This window comes from Reticulibacter mediterranei (assembly GCF_016587455.1).
The window spans coordinates 617,888-643,036 of sequence record NZ_BNJK01000001.1 but is presented as its reverse complement, the minus strand read 5'-3'; the positions used below and the strand labels follow the sequence as shown (position 1 = coordinate 643,036).

General features: G+C 54.8%; 16 protein-coding genes and 1 pseudogene. 7 read left to right on the top strand and 10 right to left on the bottom strand.

What is annotated here, in order from left to right:
* Positions 1 to 132: 132 nt before the first annotated feature.
* From K3T83_RS03055 to K3T83_RS03015, 10 genes and pseudogenes are all read right to left on the bottom strand, one after another.
* Positions 133 to 834 carry a hypothetical protein gene (locus tag K3T83_RS03055; protein ID WP_220201504.1) on the bottom strand — a complete coding sequence of 234 codons (702 nt, stop codon included), beginning with the start codon at positions 832 to 834 and terminating at the stop codon, positions 133 to 135.
* A 197-nt stretch (positions 835 to 1,031) separates the two neighbouring features.
* Positions 1,032 to 2,402, bottom strand: coding sequence for an MFS transporter (locus K3T83_RS03050; RefSeq protein WP_220201503.1), 1,371 nt, complete (start codon positions 2,400 to 2,402; stop codon positions 1,032 to 1,034).
* Positions 2,403 to 2,903: 501 nt separating this feature from the next.
* Positions 2,904 to 4,439, bottom strand: a complete 1,536-nt coding sequence (locus K3T83_RS03045; protein WP_220201502.1) for an FAD-dependent monooxygenase — start codon at positions 4,437 to 4,439, stop codon at positions 2,904 to 2,906.
* 130 nt (positions 4,440 to 4,569) lie between these two features.
* Positions 4,570 to 7,692 carry a winged helix-turn-helix domain-containing protein gene (locus K3T83_RS03040; RefSeq protein ID WP_220201501.1) on the bottom strand — a complete coding sequence of 1,041 codons (3,123 nt, stop codon included), beginning with the start codon at positions 7,690 to 7,692 and terminating at the stop codon, positions 4,570 to 4,572.
* Between the two features lie 136 nt (positions 7,693 to 7,828).
* Entirely contained in the window at positions 7,829 to 11,071 is a 3,243-nt protein-coding gene (locus K3T83_RS03035) for a winged helix-turn-helix domain-containing protein (protein ID WP_220201500.1), read from the bottom strand.
* Positions 11,072 to 11,297: 226 nt separating this feature from the next.
* Positions 11,298 to 11,444: an IS3 family transposase gene (locus tag K3T83_RS57770; protein WP_373324575.1), complete on the bottom strand. Its 147-nt coding sequence runs from the start codon at positions 11,442 to 11,444 to the stop codon at positions 11,298 to 11,300.
* Positions 11,444 to 11,533, bottom strand: a pseudogene (locus K3T83_RS57765) (hypothetical protein); the annotation flags it as partial. The pseudogene K3T83_RS57765 and the gene K3T83_RS57770, both read right to left, overlap by 1 nt.
* Positions 11,534 to 11,674: 141 nt before the next feature.
* Entirely contained in the window at positions 11,675 to 12,622 is a 948-nt protein-coding gene (locus K3T83_RS03025; protein ID WP_220201498.1) for a TIGR03560 family F420-dependent LLM class oxidoreductase, read from the bottom strand.
* A 156-nt stretch (positions 12,623 to 12,778) separates the two neighbouring features.
* Complete coding sequence (locus K3T83_RS03020) at positions 12,779 to 13,342, bottom strand: TetR/AcrR family transcriptional regulator (protein ID WP_220201497.1); 564 nt, start codon at positions 13,340 to 13,342, stop codon at positions 12,779 to 12,781.
* A 270-nt stretch (positions 13,343 to 13,612) separates the two neighbouring features.
* Positions 13,613 to 14,158: a PadR family transcriptional regulator gene (locus K3T83_RS03015; protein ID WP_220201496.1), complete on the bottom strand. Its 546-nt coding sequence runs from the start codon at positions 14,156 to 14,158 to the stop codon at positions 13,613 to 13,615.
* A gap of 113 nt (positions 14,159 to 14,271) precedes the next feature.
* On the opposite strand from K3T83_RS03015, the gene K3T83_RS03010 reads away from it, so the two are divergent.
* The 7 genes from K3T83_RS03010 to K3T83_RS02980 all read left to right on the top strand — a co-directional run bounded on the left by K3T83_RS03010 (position 14,272) and on the right by K3T83_RS02980 (position 25,080).
* Positions 14,272 to 14,802, top strand: a complete 531-nt coding sequence (locus tag K3T83_RS03010) for a nuclear transport factor 2 family protein (RefSeq protein WP_220201495.1) — start codon at positions 14,272 to 14,274, stop codon at positions 14,800 to 14,802.
* Between the two features lie 323 nt (positions 14,803 to 15,125).
* Positions 15,126 to 15,515 carry a hypothetical protein gene (locus K3T83_RS03005; protein ID WP_220201494.1) on the top strand — a complete coding sequence of 130 codons (390 nt, stop codon included), beginning with the start codon at positions 15,126 to 15,128 and terminating at the stop codon, positions 15,513 to 15,515.
* 103 nt (positions 15,516 to 15,618) lie between these two features.
* Positions 15,619 to 16,020: a response regulator gene (locus K3T83_RS03000; RefSeq protein ID WP_220201493.1), complete on the top strand. Its 402-nt coding sequence runs from the start codon at positions 15,619 to 15,621 to the stop codon at positions 16,018 to 16,020.
* Between the two features lie 1,344 nt (positions 16,021 to 17,364).
* A complete protein-coding gene (locus K3T83_RS02995; RefSeq protein WP_220201492.1) occupies positions 17,365 to 18,369 on the top strand; it encodes a TauD/TfdA family dioxygenase in 1,005 nt (334 codons plus the stop codon).
* A 49-nt stretch (positions 18,370 to 18,418) separates the two neighbouring features.
* The gene (gene sbnA / locus K3T83_RS02990; protein WP_220201491.1) at positions 18,419 to 19,438 is read left to right on the top strand and encodes a 2,3-diaminopropionate biosynthesis protein SbnA; all 1,020 of its coding nucleotides are present in this window, start codon (positions 18,419 to 18,421) and stop codon (positions 19,436 to 19,438) included.
* Between the two features lie 168 nt (positions 19,439 to 19,606).
* Positions 19,607 to 22,561 carry a Pls/PosA family non-ribosomal peptide synthetase gene (locus K3T83_RS02985; protein WP_220201490.1) on the top strand — a complete coding sequence of 985 codons (2,955 nt, stop codon included), beginning with the start codon at positions 19,607 to 19,609 and terminating at the stop codon, positions 22,559 to 22,561.
* Positions 22,562 to 22,581: 20 nt separating this feature from the next.
* The gene (locus K3T83_RS02980; RefSeq protein ID WP_373324574.1) at positions 22,582 to 25,080 is read left to right on the top strand and encodes a non-ribosomal peptide synthetase; all 2,499 of its coding nucleotides are present in this window, start codon (positions 22,582 to 22,584) and stop codon (positions 25,078 to 25,080) included.
* Positions 25,081 to 25,149: the final 69 nt, after the last annotated feature.

Here is a 25,149-nt window from a genome sequence, read left to right as displayed (position 1 = left end):
CCAGGGGAGAAGATAGCTGAAACCGAATTTCTGAAGAGCTAGGATGACCAGGGAGGGGGCATATTCGATATGCCAGAGCGTTAAGCCAACCGTCACGACAGCCAGCGTAATTAGGAACCTCTTCTAGGGAGTCTACCAGGTCTGCATGGGGTCAAATGGCTTTGTCTGTTCTGCGGGCAACAGCAGATGTTCCGTACACACGGCACGATATCGATCATTTGGACGCAACCCTTCGGGCAGAAGGTCAGGTAAGGTCTCCATGTCAAATGCTTTGTTGTCACGGGCATCATAGATTTGGCTATTGCGGGCGACACGTCCGCATTTGGGATCGCATTCACCATTCACTGGATATGCACACTTGGCCGTACACACGACCACTTTTGCACCATATCTCCGGGCATCTACCACCAAGCCAAATTGATTGCCGCTTGCGCCTTGATCAAGTCCTGCCGCGTACACTCGCTCAATACCAGCCAAAGCCCACCGTCCCATGATTTCACGATAGAGACCTGAGATTGGCCGCCGCTGACGATCAAAACCAAACATGAACCACTCTTCCAGAAAAAGCGTCTTGATACCGCGCAGTACCAGCTCTTCAATCGGAATATCACCAAGCGATTCTATAGTGGTACAGTTTGGAGTGAGAGCCGCGTTTGCACTCACGGCATAGCCACGAGGAGCTATCACCACGTCCCGAACATCCACTCCCGGCCGATATGCCTCATAAGGAATGCCCAGGTGAGTTAGTTCGCCCATCTTGCCATAGAGCCGCGTCGTTTTCCCAGCGCCCATAGGCCCGGTATAAACGGTTACTTCCGGTAATACCCTCGTCATTGTTAAGAACCTGACCTACTCAAAATTCAGCATGTTCACATCTGTTCTCTGCAAAATAGCGAAGCCTTGACTGTAGAACCAGGAAAACATGTAGCTCTACCGATTTTGCGCCCAGTCAGGCTGCCCCTTGCTCCGTGAGAAACAGTGCTACTCATCAATACCCGTACGCCTAGTATATCACTTCAAAGATGAGCTGCCTACCTGTGCTGGCTCCTTCGGTTATCCGTTTTCAAATAGGTCATCTCCATGTGGTTACGCTCTTGAAGTTTTCTGAACTGGCGAGAGGCGAGAAGTCCCCCCATAAAGATGAGAACCCCAGCCCCGATATAAAGCAGATTGGTCGCGTTCAGTTCGCCTGTGGGCAGATGGACGACGACCCCTTGCAGCAGCGTACTGCTCAAATACCCGCTGAGGAACGTGGCGAGCAATGAACTCAGGGTTGTGACGGTTCCCAGGGTGGAGAAGACGCGCCCCACCAACGGCGAAGGCGTGGCAAAGAGGACCAGGGGGCCGACCAGCGCCTCGGCCTGCATCGTGGCGATGCCAATAAGCGTGAAACCCACCAGGTCGATGAACACCTGATTTGGGACGGTTGAGACGACGACCATCACCCCAGCAAAGAGGAGGGCGCGAGCATAGACTCTGGTCGCTCCAACTTTGGCCGCCGTACGATCAACGAGCACGGTCCCTAAGATGCCCCCAATGGGTGGCGCGGTGCTGACGAGGCCAAACAGGCTCATTGGCACATGGATATTCTGGGTGATGTAGAAGAGAGCCAGGACGCTCACAATGCCCCATCCAAAGGAATACAGGCTCTGGGTAAGCAGAAGAGTGCGGAGCTGGAGCTGGCCCTGGATGAATCGCAACCCCTCGCGCAGTTCAGTCAAGACGCTCCACAGCGATGTAGATTGGGCTGACGCGCGCCTTTCTGCCGCAGATACGCGCATGCGCCCGACCAACACCCAGGAACAGGCAAACGAGGCCGCATTCAAGGCAATCGCCCACCTGGCTCCCAGGGAGACGTAGCAGATGCCGGCAAAGGCAGGCCCGATGGCCCAGCTGAATGTAGTGGCCCCGACGGTCAGCGCTGAAGCGCGGGTCAGCTGTTCTTGCGGGACCACCTCTTTGAGGATAGCCCTGGTCGCCGGAGTGAAGAACTGACTCAGCCCACTGACGACTGCCACCACGAGATAAATGATGGTGAGCTTGAGAGCGAGTGGCAGCGGGAGCGGTCCACTGATCGGCAAAAGGGAGCACACCAGCACGGCCCTGAGCGCATCCATGATGCGCATCGTTCGTTGTTTGGGCCAGCGGTCCACAAACACGCCAGCAAATGGGCCAATCAGCAGGGCCGGGAGCGCGGCGGCCAGCACCACGCCGCTGACAGCGAGAGGGGCCGCGCTCTGATTCTGGAGCAGCGTACCAATCCATAAGATGAGCATCATCGTGAACAGCGTATCGCCAATCTGCGAGATCGCACCACCAAGCCACAACAAGGTGTAGTTGCGATTGATGAGCAGTGCAAGCTTTGGGAAGGTGCGCAGGCGTTTGGAAAAGCGAGGAAACATAGGAATCCTTTCACACGCACAGGGCGTTGAGATGCTAGAAGGGTTCAAGCGTGTCTCAAGAGGGGGTGCGGTGCGAAAAAGAGGGGGATAGGCCTGGGTAGGGGAAACAGTGGGGAGAGCTTGCCTCTCCGCTTACTCCTCGATTCGCGCCGCATGCGGCGCGAACACGCCCACAGAGAGAGCAAAGACGCGTATGAGGCAGGTCAGGGAGAGGTGAAGTGGTTTCATCATGGTTGCATTACGATCCTTGTTGTTAGCTGTTTGAAAAGATGTTTGGAGCTTAGCACAGAATGTTCCCATTTGTCAAATGCTGGTAGCCAGTGCCTGGCCTGTAGAATGAGAATGGTGAGCAAGAACCGACTTTTCCATTCTCATTCTAGATGCGCAGATGATTGACTGGCACGGAGCCTTGTATACATCCCAACGACGAGGACTATTGCTTGATGGCAGAGGCCACTACTATCAATCGACTAAGCGGCAGTCCGGAATGCTCAGTTGGAGCTAGCATGGACCAAACCAGTTGCGCAACGCGGACTCGACGTCGGGACTGGCGTTTTCTGCGGTCCAGCAGATGTAGCCGTCGGGACGGACCAGAACGGCACTGGTAGCAAAATCAGCGGTCGTGCTGGCCTGTATGTAGTCTACTTGCGCTGACCACCTGGCTGTGATGGCAGCAAGATCGTCGTGATTACCCAGATCAAGAAGCAGGCCGCGACCGGCATGCAATAACCGGCTAACACGAGTTTGACCGGTTGGGGAGTACAGATCCAGATCGAGCATACGCTGGCCAATCAACGCCGAAGCATCTGCGCCCGGCATAGCATACAGCACATCGAGGCCGGAGATCATGCCTGAAAGGTAGCGGTTAGTCTCCGAGAGGCGCATCAGGTCAATAAACAGTCCGCGCAAGGCGGATCCGTCCTCATCGCTCTGGAGCATCATCAACAAGCCCTGCGCGCGGGTGTTCTGGAGCACACGTGCACCTACGGGGTGGCGCTCTGTGTGATAGCTCTCCAGGAGTCCTGCGGGTGCCTGGCCTTGTACCTGCGCGGCCAGTTTCCAGCCTAGATTGAACGCGTCCTGGAGGCCCAGGTTGAGACCCTGGCCACCGGTGGGAAGGTGAATATGTGCCGCGTCTCCTGCGAAGAAGACGCGGCCTACCTGATAGTGCTCAACCTGCCGCGAAGCGTCGCTGAAGCGAGACGCCCACAGGATTTCCTGCAACTCGACATCGGAACCATAGGAGGCACGCAAAGCGGTGCGCACCTCAGTTTCAGTGATCGGCGCGTCACGCGCAAGCACCTGCTGTTCGGGGCCGCCAAACATCATGCGGCTGACGCCGTCGCTGAGTGGGGAAAGGATACCTATTGCATTTCCATTGCGCTGAATATGTTCACTGAAATGCCTGATGCGCGTGGGTACTTTTCCTGCTTCCCCGGCGAGCCTTACATCGGCCACGACCATGGAAAGCTTGCCATCTCGGCCGGGAAAATTGACGCCGACGAGCTTACGCACCGTGCTATGACCGCCATCACAGCCAACCAGATAGCGTGCCCGCAAGCGCGTCTCGCCCGTTGAACCGCTGACGAGGGCCGTTACACCCGACTCGTCTTGTTCCAAGTTGATGATTGCCTGTCCCCACCAGAGAGGAATGGCATACCGGGCCAGTTTCTCTTCGAGAAACGCTTCTATCCGCCCCTGAGGAATTGACAGCGGGTAAGGATAGCGTGTGTTCCAGGGACGGCAATCCAGCGGGACCGGCAATCCGGCGAAGTGACCGCCAATCGCCTCGCGGGGCAGCGCCTGCTCCTGAAGCTCCGAGAGCAGGCCGCGCAGGTCCAGAACCTCCGCTGTGCGAGGCTGTACCCCGCCTGCCTTCGACTGTCCGCTGCGTGTGGACAGTTTTTCCAGGATCACTACGCGCACGCCAGCCAGGCCCAGTTCATTCGCGAGGAACAGGCCAACGGGACCCGCCCCCACAATGATGACATCTGTATCCATTCTCTGTTCAGGATTACTCCTATCGGATGAAGCCATAGAGAGGACTTCCTTTCATTTCATAACATTTCTAAAAAAGGGGAGAGAAGCGCAGGCCGTTTCAACTGCTCACTCAGATCCTTCCCCTGCTCCATGAGGAGAGTGTAGCGCATAGAGCAGGGCAGGCACATCACTCAACTGCATGATATGGTGGATGATTTTTGGTAGGCTCCAGGAGGTGTAACAAACGCGCAAGCTCGCTTGCCTGGAGGCGATTATGCACATTGAGCTTGCTATAAATGCTCTGGACCTGGGTACGAACGGTGTGAACAGAGACAACGAGTTCCTGGGCGATGGCAGGATTGGAGTATCCAGCGGCCAGGAGGTGTAAGACCTGACGCTCCCTGGAGGTAAGAGGGCCACCAGGCAGGGTAGCAGCCAAGAAATGAGAGGCCGACGGTTCCCGGACGAATGCGCTCAGCAGGGTCTGAAGATAGGCTTGGAGGGACTTTTCGCGGACCTGGGTGAAGGTCACGCGTAGCAGGCGCGCCATGACTTCACCTTCATCCAGGAACGGACGGATGTATTTTCCTGCGCGCGCCAGTTCCAGGGCCTCCCGCAGGGCATCCTGCGCCTCGTGCATCTGTTCCGTGCGAGCGTGAGCGCAGGCCAGGACGATCTGAAGCTCCATGATGCTTTGTGTGCGCTTTGCCGCACGGGCATCTCTTAGCAGGGGCTCCAGGAGATCCAACGCCTCAGCCTGTCTGTCACTGGCCAGCAGCAAGCGAGCCAGCAGCATCTCTTCCCGTTCGTGCAGGGCGAGTGATGGCCTTGCCAAACGCTGTGGCCGAAGATCGTTCCAACGTTTAACGGCGGAGAGATCGCCGTCCAGGAAACAAAGGGAGGCCTGCCAGAAAGCGAGTTCGCGATAAAGCTGAGGTGCTTCGTGTTCCTGAAGCTGTTGTACGAGAGCGGCACACTGTTGCACGGTGTTGGGCTGGCCTTGCGCGTGCTGGATGAGTGTCAGCAGAAATTGTGCGCTGATGCGGCGTGAGAGCAGGAACAGCTGCTCGCCTATGCGGAGCGCCTCCCGCGCCAGTTGTTCCGCCTCTGGCAGTTCATTCCAGAGGTAGGAGAGCCATGCCAGCCCCAGATGTGTCAGGCACATATCGTCCAGATCCTTCTGTTGGCTGGCCTCAGCCAGCATCTGGCGCATAGAGGATGCGGCCTGGTACAGATCGCCTTGCTCGACGCAGATCATGCTCAATCGTCCTATCATCGCCCGTTTGAGTGCCTGATTGTTGCTGGCCGCGCAACGCGCCAGCACTGTGAGGAAGCACTGGCGCGCGGTATCCAGGTGCCCAGCCAGGAATTCGATCTGTCCAATTACATTCAAGCCGATGCTATGCCAGAGATCGTCTTCTTCTAAGCAGGCCAGCGCCCGCTCGGAAAATGTCTGTGCCTTTCTGGCGTCCTGCTGGCGCCAGGCCATCAGGCCACGCATGGCAAAGAGTCGTCCCTGTTCGCGACCCTCGCCCGTCCCGCCCAAACCCTCTTCCACCAGCAGGAGCAGGTGTTCAATCTGAGCCAGCAGAGATGGTGACAAGGACGCGCCGTTCTGGGAATACAACAGGGCTGTGGCATAATAGAGGCAGAGACGCGGGCGTTGCTGGAACATGGTGGCTGGCAATTGCTCAAACCAATGCGTCAGGAGAGATACGTCGCCAGTGGGTGGCACAGAGGAGCGTTCACAGATCTGTTCAAGCAGTTGCACCGCTCGTGCGCTATCCTGTGCCTGCAATGCTTTTTCGACGGCCTCCGACCACTGTTCCTGCTGCTCATACCACAGACTGGCCCGGCGCAGCACGGACCGCGCCTCCTCTTCTCCCAGACGTTGACGCGCCTCGTACTGGAGAGCCTCAGCAAAGAGTGGATGATAACGATACAAGCGTTCGCTGCCACCAGACGGTTCAAGAAAAAGGTTCGCCAGTTCCAGGGTATGCAGCACATGTTCACTATCGCTTCTGTTCGTCACGGCATTGCAGAGAGAGACCGTCAACTGTTTGAGTCCGCTTGTCAGGAGCAGAAAACGTTGAAGAGTGGGGGACTGTGCCTCAAAGACCTCTGCCAGGAAATAGTCCAGCACCGGCCTATGGCTACCCGTGAGCGCCGCTAGAAACTGCCCTATCTCTTGTCCAGAAGTATATTTTTGCAGGGTAAGGGCTGCTAGGCGCAGACCAGCAGCCCATCCCTGCAAGCGGGTATCAAGAGAGAGCAGGTGTGCCGCGGAAAAGTGCGGCGCGCGGGCCAGGCGCAGGAATTCTTGCGTCTCTTGCAGGGAGAAGCGCAGATCTGTTGAGCGGATCTCACTCAACTCATTGCGCGCACGCAGCCTGGGTAAGGGCAGCGCTGGCTCGCTGCGTGTGCTGATGACCAGGTGGAGGGTGGCTGGCTGGTGATCGAGTAAAAAACTGAGCGTTTCGTGAATCCTGGTCGCGGTAATCAGATGATAATCTTCCAGAATCAGGATATGTTGCTGACTGCTGCTGGCCAGTTCATTGAGAAAAGCTGTCACGACACCCTCAAGGGAGGCTGGCTCAACGGATGGTTGCCAGCGTTTTTGCAGTTGAGCCAGCGCGGCCTGACCGAAATCTGCCCAGGCGATCCGACAGGCCGCGATAAGATAGCTCCAGAAACGCGTGGGATCGTTATCGCTTGCGTCCAGGGTGAGCCAGGCCACAGGTTCTACCGCGTCAGTGTCGGTAGAGGTATCGCAGGCGGCGAGCCACTGGCTTAGCAGGGTTGTCTTGCCAGAGCCAGCGGGGGCGCAGAGCAACGTGAGCTGGCGCGCAAGTCCCTCGTTCAGGCGCGCCAGCAAGTGCTCACGCGAGATATGAGCACCGTGCAGGCGTGGTGCCAGGATTTTTGGGGTGAGGAAGGAACTGCCTGACTGTGTGGACTCAGTGATCTGTTCACCTGCTTGAGGAAAGGAGGAGGCACCGATTCCCAGGGCGGAGGCGAGCATCTCTAAACGCGCGAACGTCAGGTGCTCTGAGCGACCGGCGTATTTTTTCGTGGTGCGCCTATGGCAGGTGCGATAGGCATACCAGTAGCCCTCCCCGTAGCGCCTCCGCTCCTTGAGGAGGGTGATATGACCAGATCGACCCTGAAAAGCGAAGGAAGGACACTGCTTTAGCCAGAAAAACCAGCGCTCATCCTCGCGTGTCCATGCCTGATGATCTCCTGGAGCGTGTAGTTCATAGAGATCTTCCTCGACAGACCAGACAATAGTATATGCTGCTCTCCTTGGCATAGGCCCCTATTTCATGATGTGGAATTCCCCAACACTGTATGGTGGGAAGTATAGCAGAGAAGCCAGCGCTGCTCAAGCTCTGTGCGCAGGGTGGGTACGTCATGATAGTACTATTCCACTTTTTGATGGGAGTATTTCAGGGAGTATCTTTCAGTTGTGGAGAGAGCACGTTCAGCTCGCGTGCCCGCCGCACTGCCTGAACGCGATTGGTGGCACCAAGCTTGCCGAGGATATGTTTGACATGACGCTTGGCCGTGTTGGGGGTGATGGTCAATTGGTCGGCAATAACCTGGTTTGAGGCACCATCGGCCAGGAGGGTGAGTACTTCTTGCTCACGGGGTGTCAAGGGTTCAATGAGTGGCGCGTGACGAGTGGTAGGCAATGAATGACGGGGAACAGACGACGAGCCATCAAGCTTGAACGCTTTGTCATGCGTTATCGCCGCCAACAAACTGTGAATATAGGTTGGCGTGATAGTGCCTCGTTGCTGAGGGTGGGCTGCAAGGCTGGTGAGCAGACGTGCCATCGGCTCTCCTTTGTCGGCGAAGGTGCGGATGTAACCTTCCGGCTCGGCCAGTATCAAGGCTTGTCTCAGGGCGGCCAATGCCTGCTGAACATTATCACATGCCTCAAATGCCAATGCCTCGAGTGCGAGAGCCTCGATCAGCAAGCCGTTGAAGCCGCGCTGTTTGCTGAAATGGCACCATGTATCGAGCAGCTTCAGGACCTCTGCCAGGCCGTATGGGTTCTGTTCGCTGCGAGCTTGAGCGATCAACGCTCGCGCCAGGGTCATCTGCTGAAAGAAGTGTTCTGTATCCAGTTGCTCATTGATCTGATCGTCGCCACTCATGTGGCACTCATGTACCCAGCGCTGCGCTTCTTCCAGCCTCCCGGCACCCAGCAAAATATACGCCCGCTGTGCATCAGCATGCGCTCGTATCGGTGGAGGGATCGTTCCTGTGTTGATGATGTTGTCCAATTCGCGCAGCATTTGCAATGCCTCATCGACGCGCCCCTGCGCAAGAGAGATATTGGCCCGCAGGAGTGGCATCAGGCTGAATATCCACTCAAGCCCACTCCCTTGATTGTGCGCCTGCACAATGCGATCCATCGAGGTTGCAGCTTCATCCAGGCGGTTCCATTCATACATCAAGCTCACGTAATTCGCGTAGACAGAGAAGAACATCCATGGTGGGAGTTCAGTGGTTACAGGGAATAGCGACAGCAGATGTTCGTAGTACTGTGCCATCTTGTGCAGGTGTCCCTGTGCTTGATACAGCTCAGTCAGGTCGTGGATGGCGATCATGCTCAGAACATGGGAACCCTCCATATGCTCTGTGTTGAGACGGACCAGAACGTTCTCTGCCGCAGCTATATCGCCGTTGGCTCGATAAGTGGCACTCATGGCGATAGCGATACTGAGCGAGGCTAGATTACGCAAATAGTGCGCGTCGGCGGACAAGACTTCCAGTGCTGCACGGCCCTGCTTGATGGCAGTGTCGGTATCATTGTGCGGCAACGCAGCCAGAGCTTCGAATATGTGGAGTTCACCGCGCAGTTCTCGCCACTCTTGTGTCGTGCTTTCATGTTGGTGCTCACGCAGATAGCCCTCGACCTGCGCCAGCATCTCACGCATCCGTACTTCCTGTCCATCAAACAGGAAGACCCATACGGTTGCCAGGCAGAGACGCGGATGCGCAAAGAGCACCTCATTGGGCAGTTGCTCAGCCCAGTTCTGCAAGGCTGTCAGGTCTCCACGCTGGACCAGAGTGCGTGCCAGCGGCTCCATCAGATCGGCAGCATGAGTGTAGTCGCAAGCTCGGAGGGTATACTCGACAGCCTGAAACAGGAGGTCCTGTTGCTCGTACCAAGCTCCAGCACGACGGTACAGCTCAGCAATAATGTTTGGTTCCTGGCGTTGCAGCCGTTCGCGCAGGGCGGTGGCAAATAGTGGATGATACCGATACCAGTTCTCAGCTTCATCGAGGGCACTAATGAACAGGTTGGCCTGCCGCAGTGCGGAAAGCTGTGCCTGCCCGTCTGATCTCCCGGTAAGCGCGTCGCAGAGTGGGCCGCAGAGACGTTCCAGAATGCTGGTGCGCAGCAAAAAGTCGCGCTGTTCGATAGGTTGCCGCTGCAACACCTCGTCACTGAGGTAATCGGCAATAAAACGATGCTTGCCTGCAAAGGTATTGAGCAGTGCGGCAGGATTGGCACGTCCGCGCAGTGCGAGTGCGAGCAGCTGGATACCAGCGATCCACCCTTCAGTGCACTGTTCAAGGCTTTGCTGGTCGTTGGCATTCAACTCAATGCCCATCTCGCGCACAAACGCAGCGGCCTCGCTGGGAACAAAGCGCAGATCCTCACCACGTACTTCGCTCAGCTGACCACGAGCACGCAAGCGGGTCAGCGGAAGTGGCGGATCGGAGCGCGCGCCGATCACCAGGCGCAGGTGTGGGGGCATATGATCCAGCAGAAATAGGAGCAGGGTATGGATCGCCGGAGTAGTGATCAGGTGATAGTCATCCAGGATCAGGACCACATCCTGGGTGAGATAGGTGGCGAGATCGTTGATCAGACTCGTGAGCACCTGTTCCACATTGCCACCTTGTGCCAGGCGCAACAGCGTACGCGCCTGTTGGCCGAGACGTGGATCGAAGTGAGCCAGCGCAGCGATCACATACCTCAGCAAGCGGACCGCGTCGTCATCCGCGCTCTCTAGTGCAAGCCAGGCGATATGGGAAATGGACAACGAACGATGAGGACGCGCAGATGAAGAGCCATCACCATCTCCTTGTGGGCGACCCGCGCTCATGTCCTGCTTCATCGCAGACCACTCAGCTAAGAGGGTGGTTTTGCCAGAGCCAGCCGGTGCCGAGACGAGCGTCAGGAGACTTGTCTCCACGGCGCGGTCAAGCAGTGCCAGCAAGTGTGGACGCGAAATATGCTGCCTTGAGAGGCGCGGTATAAACAACTTCGTGAATACCAGCGTATCCTCTGGCACGACAGCGGTGAGATTGCTCGATGGAGCGTTCACGAACTCATGTCGCTCATTGCTATCAGAGATATTCAACAATTGCTGTGCCGCATTGCATAGGCGTTCTAGGCTGAGATCCTCCGACTTGCCCAGGTAACAACGTAGGAGTCGCCCGTGACGACGGCAGTACGCCCGCCAGTACCAACCACCACGTCCATTGCCACTCCGAGCCTTCTGGGCAGTAAAGGCTCCGCTCGCGCAGCTGAAACGAAATGACATGGCGCGTTCCAGCCAGGAGTACCACTGTGCTGTCCCAACGGTGAGACGCTGTTCTTGGCCATCTTGCCAGTAGGTAAGAATAGAGTGAGACACCACGCCCTTCTGTGTCACCGATTGTTCCATGCGTACTCCCCTCTGCGCGTTGCATGTATGATCCCAACAGTTCCCTAACACATTATATCCCATTCCGTCTCAAGCACCACTGCCTCTCTTAGAAAAAGCTGGCCAAAGTTTGCAACATTGTGGGAGGCGTGATAGACGAGCCACAAAATGCGCTTATAGCGTACGGAGGAAGGCTGAGAGTGTCGTTGACCCGTTTTTGTAGAAGGAGAAAATAGAGATCAGCTCTTTAATAAGTCAAACTGATAGGACTGGGACAGTCCAGAGAAGAGTGCCTACGAACCCGATTATAAAAGCAGGTGATGTATTCGAAGACAACACTATATGCTTGCTCATGAGTTTCAAAGACGTAGCGACTGACACATGCGCCTTTAATGCCTGCGCAACGATGGCTGGCTGATAGCGAAAAGTAGGGGTCAGGACACTTGTTTCCAGCAAAATGCATCCGGTTCGCTCTCCAAGAGCGCCAGGTCAGGAGAAGGCAAAGGGAGACATGCTCGTTGTTACATCTGGCTACCGAGGTCCGCTCAAGAGGGTGAGCGGACCTCGGTAGCTCCTATTGCGTACGAAGCTATTGCGATAGAAGTATATCAGGACGTTGTGTTGTCATTGGATAAACTCTCTGGCGAACCGTCGTACGCTCTCCAATTTCGTTGCATCAACGAACCAGAGTACCAGTTCCTGGACACCAGCAGCCTCATAAGCGGCGATACGTTGACGGATGGTATCGATACTCCCGATGAGCCCGTAGGAAAAAACATCTCCTGTGTAAGGTGGTATAACGTCGGAAAGCCACAACGCTCTGGCCTTCTCGTCAGTCTCTCCAATGGCTACGGGAACGACTGTTGTTCGCTTGATACTCTCGTAATCGCGTCCAACGGTTTCACAGTGCTTCTTAAGCACGGCAAACTTCTGCTCAACCGTAGCAGGATCGCCGCCTGTGTTACAGATATTAGCTGACTCCGCGACGACCTTGAGGAGCCGTTCACCAAACCCGGCAATCACCAGGGGAATATGTGGTTGCTGCACCCCTTTGGGTTGATTGATAGCCTGGTGGATCTGGTAATAAGTGCCTTCAAAAGTAGGTGCTGGCTCATTCCACATCGCCAGGATGATCTGGACCGCTTCACGCAGTTGCCGCACACGGACTTTTCCCTCTGGAAACTCATAGCCATACGTGCGATAATCGGGCTCGTAGTAGCCAGCCCCAATGCCAAAGGTGAAACGTCCATGTGAGAGTACATCCAGGGTTGAAGCCATTTTGGCCTGCAACGCAGGATTGCGGTAACTATTGGCCGTCACCATCTGGCCGATGCGTATGCGTTTGGTATCGCGCGCCAGAGCCGCTGCCGTGGTCCAGCACTCAAAGAAGGTTTCTTGCGTTGGCTCGGGCACGGTCTGGAAATGATCGATTGCCCAGGCAGTTGTATAGCCGTACTCCTCGGCGGTTTGCGCGACGCTGGTCAGCGTTTCATACGCCTCAATAGGGTCAGGAATCCCTCTCAATTCTTGGACATAGCCCTGGGGCATCTGAATACTATAGGTGAGTGACATTCTGACTTTCCCTTCTGCTCTTTGACTATCTCGTCCAGTGGTATTGACATCCGGCAAACATGGCAACATGTATCATGAGCAAGGCGAACTCAGATGGATACTGAGAAAAGTGCTCCTTGCTTCAGGAAAAGACGCATGAACCAGCAGGAAGCTGGTTTAGAGAGTGCGAACCCACTCCTTGAGCCGACTAGCTTCACGCTCGAAGTATTCAGGAGCCTGGAAACTCTGAGCGAGTAATACCGCCCCTTCTATAGCTGAAAGCAGATGCAGGGCCAGGTCTTCCGACTCGTCCTGCTTGCCCATGAGATGGAACTGTGTTGTGAGCCATGCGAGCAACACCTCAAAGATCTTGCTCGCATGCTGTGCTAACGGTCCACCCTGCTTGTGCAGCTCTGAACAAAGCGTTCCAATTGGGCAACCGTTCTGGGCCAGAGTGTGATCGTTATCAAGCATCATTTGAATGAAGGATTGAAGGCGGACTCTGGGATCAGGATCGTTCTCCGACTGTTGGCACTGCTCCCTAGATTCAATAAGGCGGTATTCGACCACAGCTTCGCCAAGGGCCTCCTTTGTCTTGAAAAAGTAGTAGACTGTGCCTAGAGGCACCTGAGCCTGCTGGGCGATATCCGCCAGGGTGGTCTGGTGAAATCCTTGCTGATACACCAATGTCGCTGCTGTTTGAATCAAGCGGTCACGTTTGTCGGTCTGTCGTGCTACCATAGTGTTTTGCCTATCTGTCGTTTATGTAGATAGTTAACCAACTATCTAAAAGAGTATACCTGGAAGATTTGCTCTTGTCAAGATAATCATGAGCGAGATGGAGGTGGCAGATTCTAAAGAAATCCTTTCAGTTTTCTATGTTCTTTGATGGATGCGCGAGGCGCTCATCGGAAGCAATGCGTCACTTCTGCAACCGCTAGAAAGAGAAAACTTTGCACGAGGGAGATAGAAAAAGTCCCATCGGTTTCCACTGAAATTGCACCATATTCTTCAGGACGGAAGTGGCGCTTCTTCTTGAAGAAAGTTAAGAGCAGCGTCACACCAGGCAATGTTGTCTGTTTCAAACATTATCCCTCGTAACAAAGGCAAATAGAGTAATCGTTGCTCATAGGTCAAATGCTGCGGCTCAGGAAAATCACGCTCCTGCACAGCTTGATAGACAGCCAATTTCTCAGCATGGAAGGCTCGACGCCGATGTAACTCTACCAGAAGAACGTCGGGAGACACAAGGATTCCCGCACGCACTTTGACCAGCAAGTCTTCACGAAGCGCTCCCGGTTCAGCAGGTTGTGCGACCCACTGCGTGAGAAAGTCTTGGCCTTCTCGCGTAAGCATATACTGTTTTTCTGTCGATGAGGAGGAAGAGGCCACTGGTTGCACATAGTCGTGTTCTTCGAGCGCTGCCAGTTCGCGATAGATCTGCTGATGGGTCGCTTGCCAGAAATAGCCAATGGTCCGATTGAAACGTTTCGCTAGCTTGTACCCACTGACCGGTCCACTCAGTAAAGTAGCGAGAATCGCATGAGATAGTGTCATCACTGTCACCTCTTGCACTTTGTTGCATAGATAGATTATACTCTCTCAGAGAACTATGCAACAAAGTGCATAGTCGGAAGGAAAGAGTATCGACTCGCAAGGAGAGGTGATCCATGTATTCAGCGATCGTGCGTCGCATTGTCCGCCGTGGGTTTCGTGCGCTCAGTACAGGCGATTATGAACAGGTATTACGACAATTCCACCAGCAGGTTATCTTTTCCTTTGCCGGCCCTCCTCCATTGGGTGGAGAGCACGCCGGGGTAGGGGCTGTCAGAGAATGGTTCCAACGTCTCTATTCCTACTTTCCAGGCATTCAGTTCACAGTGAAGCAAGTAGTTGTCCAGGGGTGGCCCTGGAATACGCTGGTGGCAACGCGCCTATCGATTGCGGCTCCTCGTCTTGACGGAAGTATCTATGGGAATGAAGCGGTGCAATTCTTGCGTCTGCGGTGGGGGCAGGTAGTGGAAGATCGTCTCTATGAAGATACCTTCAAACTTGATCGCGAATTGCAGCAACGCCTGAGTCAAAAGGAGGGGGCAGAAGCTCATGAATCCTTGGAAGGTTCTTGCGAACTCAGGCCATCCGCCATCGGCCTTCACCGCAGCCATGAGACGAACAAGAAGCTCGACGAACACTCCGCCTGAGACCCTTTCCACGCTTTGGCATCTCCCAGATACCTTCTGGGAGATGGTTGAATCGATCCTCGATAAACTTGATCCTCCCAGCCTACGATAGGGCCGTTTCGCTCTCCTATCGCTATTCGGACTCTTGCTTCTCCGACTTCACAAAAACGGGTGAATTCCACACGCTCATATCCTCGAAAGAGAACCTGGTGGGCGATTTCATGAAAGTCTCCATCGGAGATGCCTTGAATATTCTTCCTCTTCCATGCGAAATAAGTTCTTCTTCATCTCTACGCCGCTCTTGATAGAATGTGCCCTCGTGGTTCAGGGGGAGTCCTTCCCGCTTGGAGGCAGCGGCCAGAACCATGTGGAGTACCACGACTCTTCACACGGTTCTTTTCTTCACCAGGCGTAGTACCCTCCTCCTAAAAACGGTTCCATCTATTGGGGGGTCCCTAGTCCTGTGCTATGCTTGTTTCTGTCCAATAGTACTTCATAGTGTTTCACAACAGGCATACGAAAAAACAAAACACGAAGAGCCTGCAAAACAGGCGAACTGTCAGCCTGAATATGTATGTGGGGCGAAGGATGGATACTTCAGCCAGGCAAGAGGAATGGAGGTTGATATGAACATTCCGGCGAATGAATCGGGTCTGGTCCTCTTCAATGTCATCAGAATGTTCGCCGCGAAAGAAAAAGGAAACAGGGGTGAGATGGCAGTCATGGCTCAATGAGGAACCGGTAAAACTCATCATTAAGCTATTTGCGGATATCCTCTTGAGGATATTTGCGACTACCGAACGTATTTTCGTGATCCAGTAAAGGAGAAAGCATTTTATGACCATGCAACAAACGTTTCTTCAGGAGTTTCCGATGTGGCGGCGCAAAGAAATTGTGCTGGTGGAGCCTGATGACGCTTTTGCTGAGTTCTTTACGGAGGTAGTAAGGCAGGAACCCCTTTACGCCCTCTTGCGGGTAGCAACCGGAGAGCGTGCCTTACAGGTCGTTCCCCAGCTCAAACCGGACCTCCTGATTATGGATTTTTGTCTCCCCGATATGACAGGAATAGAGGTTTTTGAGCATCTACATGCCGTCGATAAGCTTACTTCTCTTCCGGTCATGCTGATTAACACCGATCCCTCATCCAAACAGGAACTCTCTTGCCATGCCTTCCCTATCGCAACCGTCTTTGACATCGATTCCCTACTTCAAAGGATAGAGGATGTGTTGTCCTCATAAATGATGGTGCAAGAGAGATACTGAAGAGGACAGACACCCGTGAATAGGAAATGGACTGCACCCCTTTGACCGAAAGCGGGATAATCTTGATGAAGCATTAACACTCGAATGAATTCCTGGATTCCTCATCTCTCTGAGCGTAAACACAGGCACATGTCCGTGAAGACCTGGCAGTTCAGGGGTGGTGCTTGAGCGGTGTAGTGCCGTTCTGAGGCTCTTGCTGCTCAAGCGGCGCTGGATGTTCCCACTAAAACTAAAATTTATAACGCTGACGGCGGGGGAGGCACTACCGCCGGTAGCAAAGACAGCTGTTGACTCGGCGTGTGCATATACACCAGTCGCGCCATTGGAGGTCGTTGCCTCCACAGTACTTGTTCCTCTCTCTGATGCAGTAAATCCAGTCATTCTCTCCTCTTTTTACTTCACAAACGGCCATGAGATTTCTTCTGTTACGCTGAAAATAACCATCGACACTAAGAAGCGAGTATAGCGTATATCACCTGAAATGCATGAATCTGGACAACATCGTTTGTCTGAGCATTATCAAGCTGAGCAAGGATAGAGTATTTGGGAGCAAGAAGTGTTACTGCTCGCAGGCCTGGGAGAGGAGTCCAATGGCGAGGATATGCAAAGGAAAGGAAGGCTGGCAGACTGTCAAATATCACAAACAGAATGTGTAACTTATCACTGTATTTTCCTACGTAATACTTTATAATTTTCTGTGTTGTAGTAGTTGGCTAGAATGTTGTAGCAACAATAACCCTGAGAGGCAGTTCAGGTCTCTGTTTGCCAAAGACCTGATTTTTGAGATGGATGCTATGTAGAGGATGTATTCATTGTTTCGTGCTTGAGCAATGGGATGAAGTTATATCTATAAGACGGCTTACTCAACAATAATAGCTAAAATTTCAATCATAATGAGTAATAACGCAATATATGATATGAAAAGAGAATATTCTCTTCTGCCTTTAAAAAGGATCACTAACGTGTATTTAATACTACTGACGCATTCACAGGCACAAAATGCCTGTGATCAAGCCAGGAGGCTGCACGCTAGAGCATCAAAGAGAAGTATTACGAGATATGTTGCCTGGCCGAGATGTTATGGCAGCATTTTCGCCGGGATGTCACCCATTGTGAGATCTTTGAAAGCATGCAGCTTTATTAATGACAGCTTAGAATTTCCTTCACCCCACCATAATCAGTGTCCACGTACTATTTTGTCTGTGATTGGCTCTTGTGCCATAGAACTTGTGTCATTGTACTTAGTCTCCATCCAGTTCAGTTTGAATGAGTAAACAGAAGTATAGGTGAGATTCTTCAGCATGCTGAAAGGAGATTGAAATGTTGTCTTCATCCCGAGCGTTTCCGCTCAACGTAGATTTGCAACCTGGTAAACCTCCAATACTACGAGCCGAGGCCGCAGGCGATCCACTAAACTGGGTGGTCAAGCACCGAGAGGCGTTGCGTGCCGTCGTTATCGAGTATGGTTCGGTTCTGGTGCGTGGCCTTGGGCTACGCAAAGCGGACGAGACCAGTACTGTTTTCAGGCGGCTGGCTAATGGCCTGATGAACGAGAGGGAGGCTTTCGCATCCCGGCGGATCTACTCCCCTGGCGTGTACTCCTCATCGGCGTGGCCTGCGAACCAGCAGATGTGTATGCACCACGAGCTGAGCTACAGCATGGAGTTTCCTGGCTTGATGTTGTTCGCGTGTCTCAGCGCGCCCACCAGCGGCGGGGTGACAGGGGTAGCTGATGCGTCAACTGTACTCAATGCCTTGCCTGACGAGGTGGTCAAGCGGTTTGTGCTGGAGGGCTGGATACTCACCCGCAATTACAATGACGAGATCGGCGCATCCTACGCTCAGGCATTCGGCACCGAGGACCGCAATGCTGTCGAGCGCTACTGTCGTGCCAACGCCATCGAGTTCGAGTGGCAACCTGATGGTGGACTGCGCACCAGACAGCGCCGCAGAGCCATCATCCGTCACCCAGTTACTGGTCAGCTCTGCTGGTTCAACCAGATTGCATTTCTCAACGAGTGGACGCTGGCCCCTGAGATACGCGAGTATCTGGTGGATGTCTACGGCGAAGGTGGGCTACCATTCAATACCCGCTTTGGCAGCGGTGCTCCTATTGGCGAGGATATTGTACAGTTGCTCAACCAGGTCTACGAAGCCAATACCAGGCGTGAGCCATGGCAGATCGGCGACCTGATGCTCGTCGATAATATCCGCACCGCGCACAGCAGGGAGGCCTTTGAGGGACCACGCGAGATACTCGTCGGACTGGCGGATGCAGTGCGGCCAGCTGATTGGTCACCTCCACAGTTGAGGACTGCCAGATGACTACTACCCATTTCACTGCAAACGAGCCCACCCGATAAAGGAGACCATTATGCCTATAATATCCTTTCCCCAGGCTTTCAGTGAGGAAGACCTCTACATCGATCTTCAGCCGACCTTCGGGTATTCGCTCTTCCTGAAGTGTGAGGGCTTCAACTTCGCTGGTTCGATCAAGCTGAAGGCAGCAGCCGAGATGGTGGAGGTTGCCGAGCGGGACGGACTCTTGAAGCCGGGGTCGATCCTCGTCGAGTCCTCGTCTGGAAACCTGGGTATAGCGCTGAGCATGATCGCGGCAAGCAAGGGCTATCAGTTCCTGTGTGTGACTGATATTCGCTGTAACCGATCGACCAGGCAGTTAATGGAGGCGTTGGGGAGCCAGGTGCATGTCATTGCTGAGCCGGATGTCAAAGATGGATTTCTTGGAGCGCGGATCGCCTACGTCCAGGCGTTGTGTGCCTCCGATGACCGCTATGTGTGGCTCAACCAGTACACCAATCCGAACAACTGGAAGGCGCACTACCGCACGACGGCCCCTGCGATTGCTTGCCAGTTTCCAAGTCTGGATGTGTTGTTCGTTGGAGCTGGTACTACTGGAACGTTGATGGGCTGTGCACGCTACTTCAAAGAGCGGCATCCATCGGTGCGGATCGTTGCCATAGACACCGTCGGCTCAGTGACCTTCGGGGGTTCATCAGGTCGCCGCATGATTCCTGGTCTGGGCATGGGAGTCCATCCACCGCTGCTCGACAAGTCCTATATAGATGAGGTAGTTATGGTCGAGGAGCAGGATACTATCCGTGCCTGCCATCGCATGGCGAGAAAGGGATTCCTGTTCGGTGGTTCTACTGGTACTGTAGTCAGTGGTGCGATCAACTGGTTGGCCGAGCATGACGAGCAGAAAGAGCTCACCGCTGTAACCATCTCCCCGGATCTCGGTGAGCGTTACCTCAATACCATTTATCAACCTGCCTGGCTGGAGCATGTGTATGGGAAGAACATGTTCAACTGCGACGAACTGAATAGTGGTTCTCAGTCACAGGGCCGGCAGCCAACCGCACCACTGGCTCGGTGACGTAGTGACCAGCCCATGATGAGCACGACGCTGACTTCTTTCTCTGCGGTACTATCAGATACAGAATTTTCAATTTTATAATCAATGAATTGTAGTGTAGAAAAAATTCTCAATGTTTAATGTTGAATAAGTATCGCGAATTACCAGCTTCCACATCAAGGGACGAACATGAGAGAAATATCAATCGAGCGCTTCATACCCGATACGACGAGTGATATTGAAAGAGGCTTTGCAGAGGTGCTAGCCAGCGTTGCACATGTCGAGCAAGTGTCTATTGACAGCAACTTCTTCAATGATCTGGGAGCCAACTCGCTAGTGATGGCCCAGTTTTGTGCGCGGGTCAGAAAGCGGGAGGATTTGCCCTCAGTATCGATCAAGGACGTGTACCAGCACCCAACGATCAGAAGCCTGGTGGAGGCGCTTATAGATACCACGTCCACCCCTGCCTCTGCCGAACAATCAGTTTCGGTGGAGCGGACCGAGGTGGTGACACGGGCCAGCACGTTATCGTACGTCCGTACAGGAGTGCTACAATTCCTGATCTACTTCACCTATGCCTGCCTGGTAGGATTTGTTCTCGACTGGGGCTACGGCTGGATAGCTGAGGGTTCTGGTTGGGGGGACATCTACCTGCGATCGGTTTTCTTCGGCAGCGCACTCTTCGTCGGCATATGTGGCTTCTCAATCGCGGCCAAGTGGCTTCTTATCGGTCGGTGGAAATCCGGTGAGTTTCCGGTCTGGGGCCTGGCCTATGTACGCTTTTGGACAGTCAAGGTGCTGATACATGCCAATCCGATGGTCTTCTTTGTCGGCACCCCTCTCTACGTGCTGTACCTGCGGGCGCTCGGTGCACACATCGGCAAAGGGGTCACGATCCTTTCCCGCACTATTCCGGTCTGCACTGACCTGCTCACGATCGGTGCCAATACAATCATCTGCAAAGAGTCGTCCTTCCTCTGCTACCGGGCACATGCCGGGCGTATTCAGCTCGGTCCGGTTACTGTGGGCCGGGACGTGTACGTCGGCGAGAAGACCGTGCTCGACATCAACACGTCGATGGGCAACGGGACGCAGCTCGGTCACGCGTCCTCTCTCCAAAGCGGTCAGGTTGTTCCAGACAAGCAGCACTGGCATGGCTCTCCGGCACAGCCAACACACCTGAACTACTTGAGGGTTGCACCTGCCAACCTCAGCACGTTGCGTTGCTTCACTGAAGGACTCGTCACGCTGCTTATGGTATGCTTGGTGTTCATGCCTCTGGTCATCATTGGGTCATACGCTCTGTTCACCCTGGGACCAGTCCTGTCTCGCTTGCTGATACCTGGCGTGATCAGGATCACCGGGCCGATGTTCTATATCGATGCTCTGATTCTTTCCCTGGTGGTGTTCTTCGGCATTGGCATCCTCAGACTGGTCTTTGTGTTCACCGTGCCGCGCCTGCTGAACCGCTTCATCGAGCCGGACAAGGTCTATCCGCTCTATGGCTTCCATTATGCACTGCACCGGACGATCACAGTCATGACCAATGTTAAGTTTTTCAACCGGCTCTTCGGTGACAGTTCCTATATCCTCAACTATCTGCGCGGCCTGGGATACACCCTTTCTGATGCCGAGCAGACCGGGGCGAACTTCGGCTCGGAGTTGCAACACGAAACCCCGTTCTTGAGTTCTGTTGGTCAGGGCACGATGGTGTGCGACGGACTCTCGATGATGAATGCCGACTTCTCTAGCACGTCCTTTCGCGTGTCGCGAGTGTCGATCGGGGCACATAACTTCCTGGGAAACAATCTCGCCTTTCCTGTGGGTGCCTGCACGGGCGACAACGTCTTGATCGCAACGAAGGCGATGATCCCGCTCGACGGCAAGATTCGTGAGGGCGTGGGTCTGCTGGGTTCGCCTTCTTTCGAGATTCCCCGCTCGGTGGAGCGCGATAACCACTTCGCCCATCTGTGGAAGGGCGATGAGCGGCGCAAACGTCTTGCCGCCAAGAACCGCTACAATATCCGCACGATGGGTGTGGTTCTGTTCATCGAGTGGCTGCAAATTCTCCTGTTCACCTTGTTCGCCTTTGTGGCTGTCAATCTCGACAATGTGCTTGGTCCGGTAGGAGTCGCTGCGGACATGACGCTCAGCCTCGTGGTGAGCACGGCCTACTATGTGCTGGTCGAGCGGATTATGACGGGTTTCCGGCCACTGCGTCCGCAGTTTTGTTCCATTTATGATTTGTACTACTGGTGGCACGAGCGTCTCTGGAAGGTGCCTGATACCTACCTCAACATCTTCAACGGCACTCCATTCAAGAACGTGGTCTGGCGATTGCTCGGTGTGCGAATTGGCCGCAGGGTCTTCGACGACGGTTGCTACCTGACGGAGCGGACGCTGACCATCATTGGGGACGACTGCACGCTCAATCATGGGAGCAAGATCCAGTGCCACTCACTGGAGGATGGCGCCTTCAAGTCCGACTACACTATACTTAGTGTCAGTTGCACCCTGGGTGTTGGTTCTTTCGTCCACTACGGTGTCACGCTGGGCAATGAGGCAATACTCGCCGCCGACTCCTTCCTCATGAAAGGAGAGGAGATCCCAGCGCGTGCATATTGGGTGGGGAATCCCGCTAAGGCACTGACGAGCTATCGGGTCAAGAAGCCTGTGCCCGCGACCCAACAGATCTGCGGTGTTAAACAACCAATCGCTCCACTAAAAGTGTTGCCAGCACAGGAAGAGCGGCAGAACCGTCTTGCTAAACAGCCAACCGCTCCGCTGAAGTTGCCACCAGCACAGGAAGAGCGGCGGAACCACCTTGCTAAACAGCCAACAGTTCACCTCATGGAAGAGCGGCGGGACCGTCTTGCTAAACAGCCAACCGCTCCGCTGAAGTCGTCACCAGCGCGGGAAGAGCTGCGACCACACCACCTTACTGAACACACTGAACTGATGCCCGCATTGCGAGTTGCTTTCCAGACGCCGTCCCAGAAGCGGGCAGGACAGCAGGACCATAGCGATGAGCAAGCCGCCTTGCTCGAAGAACTCGAAGCTCCTACAGAAAAAATGCCAGTTTGTCGTCCTGATTTGTGGGAAGCAGACCCGGAGAAAACACTGAGTGGAGGAAAGACAAGATGAAAAAGTTACAGGAAGAGCCAATGAGAAAATCAGCGGAGCCAGATCGCGAGTTCTGGAGTCATGTCCTCCTCGCAGGTGGGTTCACGACAATTCCGCGCTGGACGCTCACTCCCGTGAGGGGTGTTGCCGAGCACGAGGCGATGATCCCCGGCGATCTTGTGGCGGTATTGCGTCGCTTGGCAGACGAACTGGCAGTGCCATTCAGCTCGGTGTTGCTGACCGCACACGCCAGGGTACTTGCTGCACTATCCGGCGGGCGCGAGGTCACGACTGGCTACGTTGCCTCAGAGGGCGGCCAACCTCTGCCTTGTCGGCTTACGACCGAACCCGACTCGTGGCAGGCCTTACTGCTGAACACCTCTCGCGTCGAGGCAGAGCTGCTGTCGCACCAGGGTTTTCCGATCGATGATCTCAGGCGTGAACTGGGCCTGACAGAACGAGTGTTTGAAACCGTCTTCGATCCGGTCTGTGATGATAACGATCTCGCCGAGGGTATTGTACTGCGGGTGGGAATCGCGCATCGTGGAGGCGATCTTGTGCTGCGGCTGTGCTACCAGACCGAGGTGATTGATGCGAACAGCGCTGCCAGGATCGCTGGCTATCATCTGAAGGCGTTTGCGCTGATCGCCGCCGATTCAGATGCTGAGCATGAGCGGCAGAGTCTGCTCTCCGCCGAGGAACTCCATTTCCAGCTGAAAGGACTCGCTGGTCGGAGTCGAGAATTGCCGGATCGCCGGGTCCATGAGCTGTTCGAGCAGCGGGTAGAGGCCTACCCGAACGCCATCGCAGCCGTGCATGGCAGCCAAGAGTGGACTTACCAGGAACTCAATGCCCGTGCTAACTGGTTGGGGCGAGCCCTGTTGGCGCGAGGGCTGCGCCGCGAAGGGGTCGTCGCAGTCGTGACTGAGCGCAACCTGGACTGGATGGCTTCTGTCCTCGCGATCTTCAAGGCTGGTGGCGTGTACCTGCCCATCGAACCGCATTTCCCGGCAGATCGTATCGCGAAGATACTCTCACGTGCCGAGTGTCAGATTGTGCTGACTGAACACGGCAGTACTGGCACGCTCGACCAGGCTCTCGCATCGCTCCCTGATGTGCAGACGCTCTTCGTGGACACCGCCTATGAAGAGGGTCATGCTGACAGTAACCTTGGCATCGATGTCACGCCGTGCCAACTTGCCTACATCTACTTCACCTCCGGTTCTACCGGTGAACCTAAAGGTGTCATGTGTGAGCACCTAGGCATGCTCAACCATCTGTATGCCAAGATCGATGACCTCCAGATCAGCGAAGGGCAGGTAGTGGCCCAGGTCGCGCCTCAGTGCTTCGACATCTCGCTGTGGCAACTGATCTCCGCGCTCCTGGTTGGTGGGCAGACCCTGATTATTGAGCAGGAGGTGATCCTGGATGTCCAGCGGTTCGTCGGCAAGATCATCGCAGGCCGGGTCAATGTATTGCAGGTTGTGCCGTCATACCTTGAAGTGGTGCTGTCTTTTCTTGCGCAGCATCACCGTGAGCTGCCGGACTTGCGATGCGTCTCGGTGACTGGCGAGGCGCTGAAGAAGGAACTCACGCAGCGCTGGTTTGCGTCCGAGCCTGCCATCAAGCTGGTCAACGCGTATGGGCTGACCGAGACATCGGACGACACCAATCACGAGATCATGCTGCGGATGCCGGAGGGAGAACGGGTTCCACTCGGGCGCCCCGTCCCCAACGTGCGCATCTACCTCGTTGACGAGCACCTGTCCCCGGTTCCACTTGGTGCCCCCGGCTTGATTGCCTTCTCTGGAATCTGTGTTGGTCGCGGATATATTAACGACCCGGAGCGTACTGGGCAGTGCTACATGAGCGATCCGTACGACACTGGGCAGCGACTCTACCTGAGTGGCGACTACGGATGCTGGCAGCCTGAGGGCAAGTTGGAGTTTCTTGGTCGCCGAGATACTCAGGTCAAGGTTGCTGGCTTTCGCATCGAGATCGGCGAGATCGAGAACGCCCTGTTGCGAGTCCCGGGTGTTAGCGATGGTGCTGTGGTAGTTGCCGAGCGGCTTGAGCGAGGTAAACGCCTGGAGGCCTTCTACGGTGGGCCGCAACCGCTGGAGGTCAATGTCCTGCGGGATCAGTTAGGTGAGTCACTGCCGACATACATGGTTCCGGCGGCCTTCCACTGGCGAGAAAGTCTGCCGCTGACTGCGAACGGCAAGATCGATAGGAAACAGCTTTCGGCGCTCGCTAGAGAACTTGATGTGGTCGAGGAGGACTTCTACGATGCACTGTGTACACCGACCGAGAGGCGAATGGCGGCAGCATGGGCGGAGGTGCTTGGTGTCTCGCAAGAGAGCATCGGTCAGCAGGACAACTTCTTCGATCGGGGAGGTACGTCTCTGTCGGCTGTGAGGCTGATCATTACCCTGGGGCGGGTCGTGAGCATCAAGGATGTCATCCACCACCCGATCCTGGCCGATCTGGCAAGGCTGATCGATGGCAGGTCCGTGCTGCAGTCTACAGTGTCAGAGTGACTATGGGACCATTAAGAAGTGCAACTTCATCAGCAGGATGATCTGCTCATTGTCTGGCAAGAGAGCAAA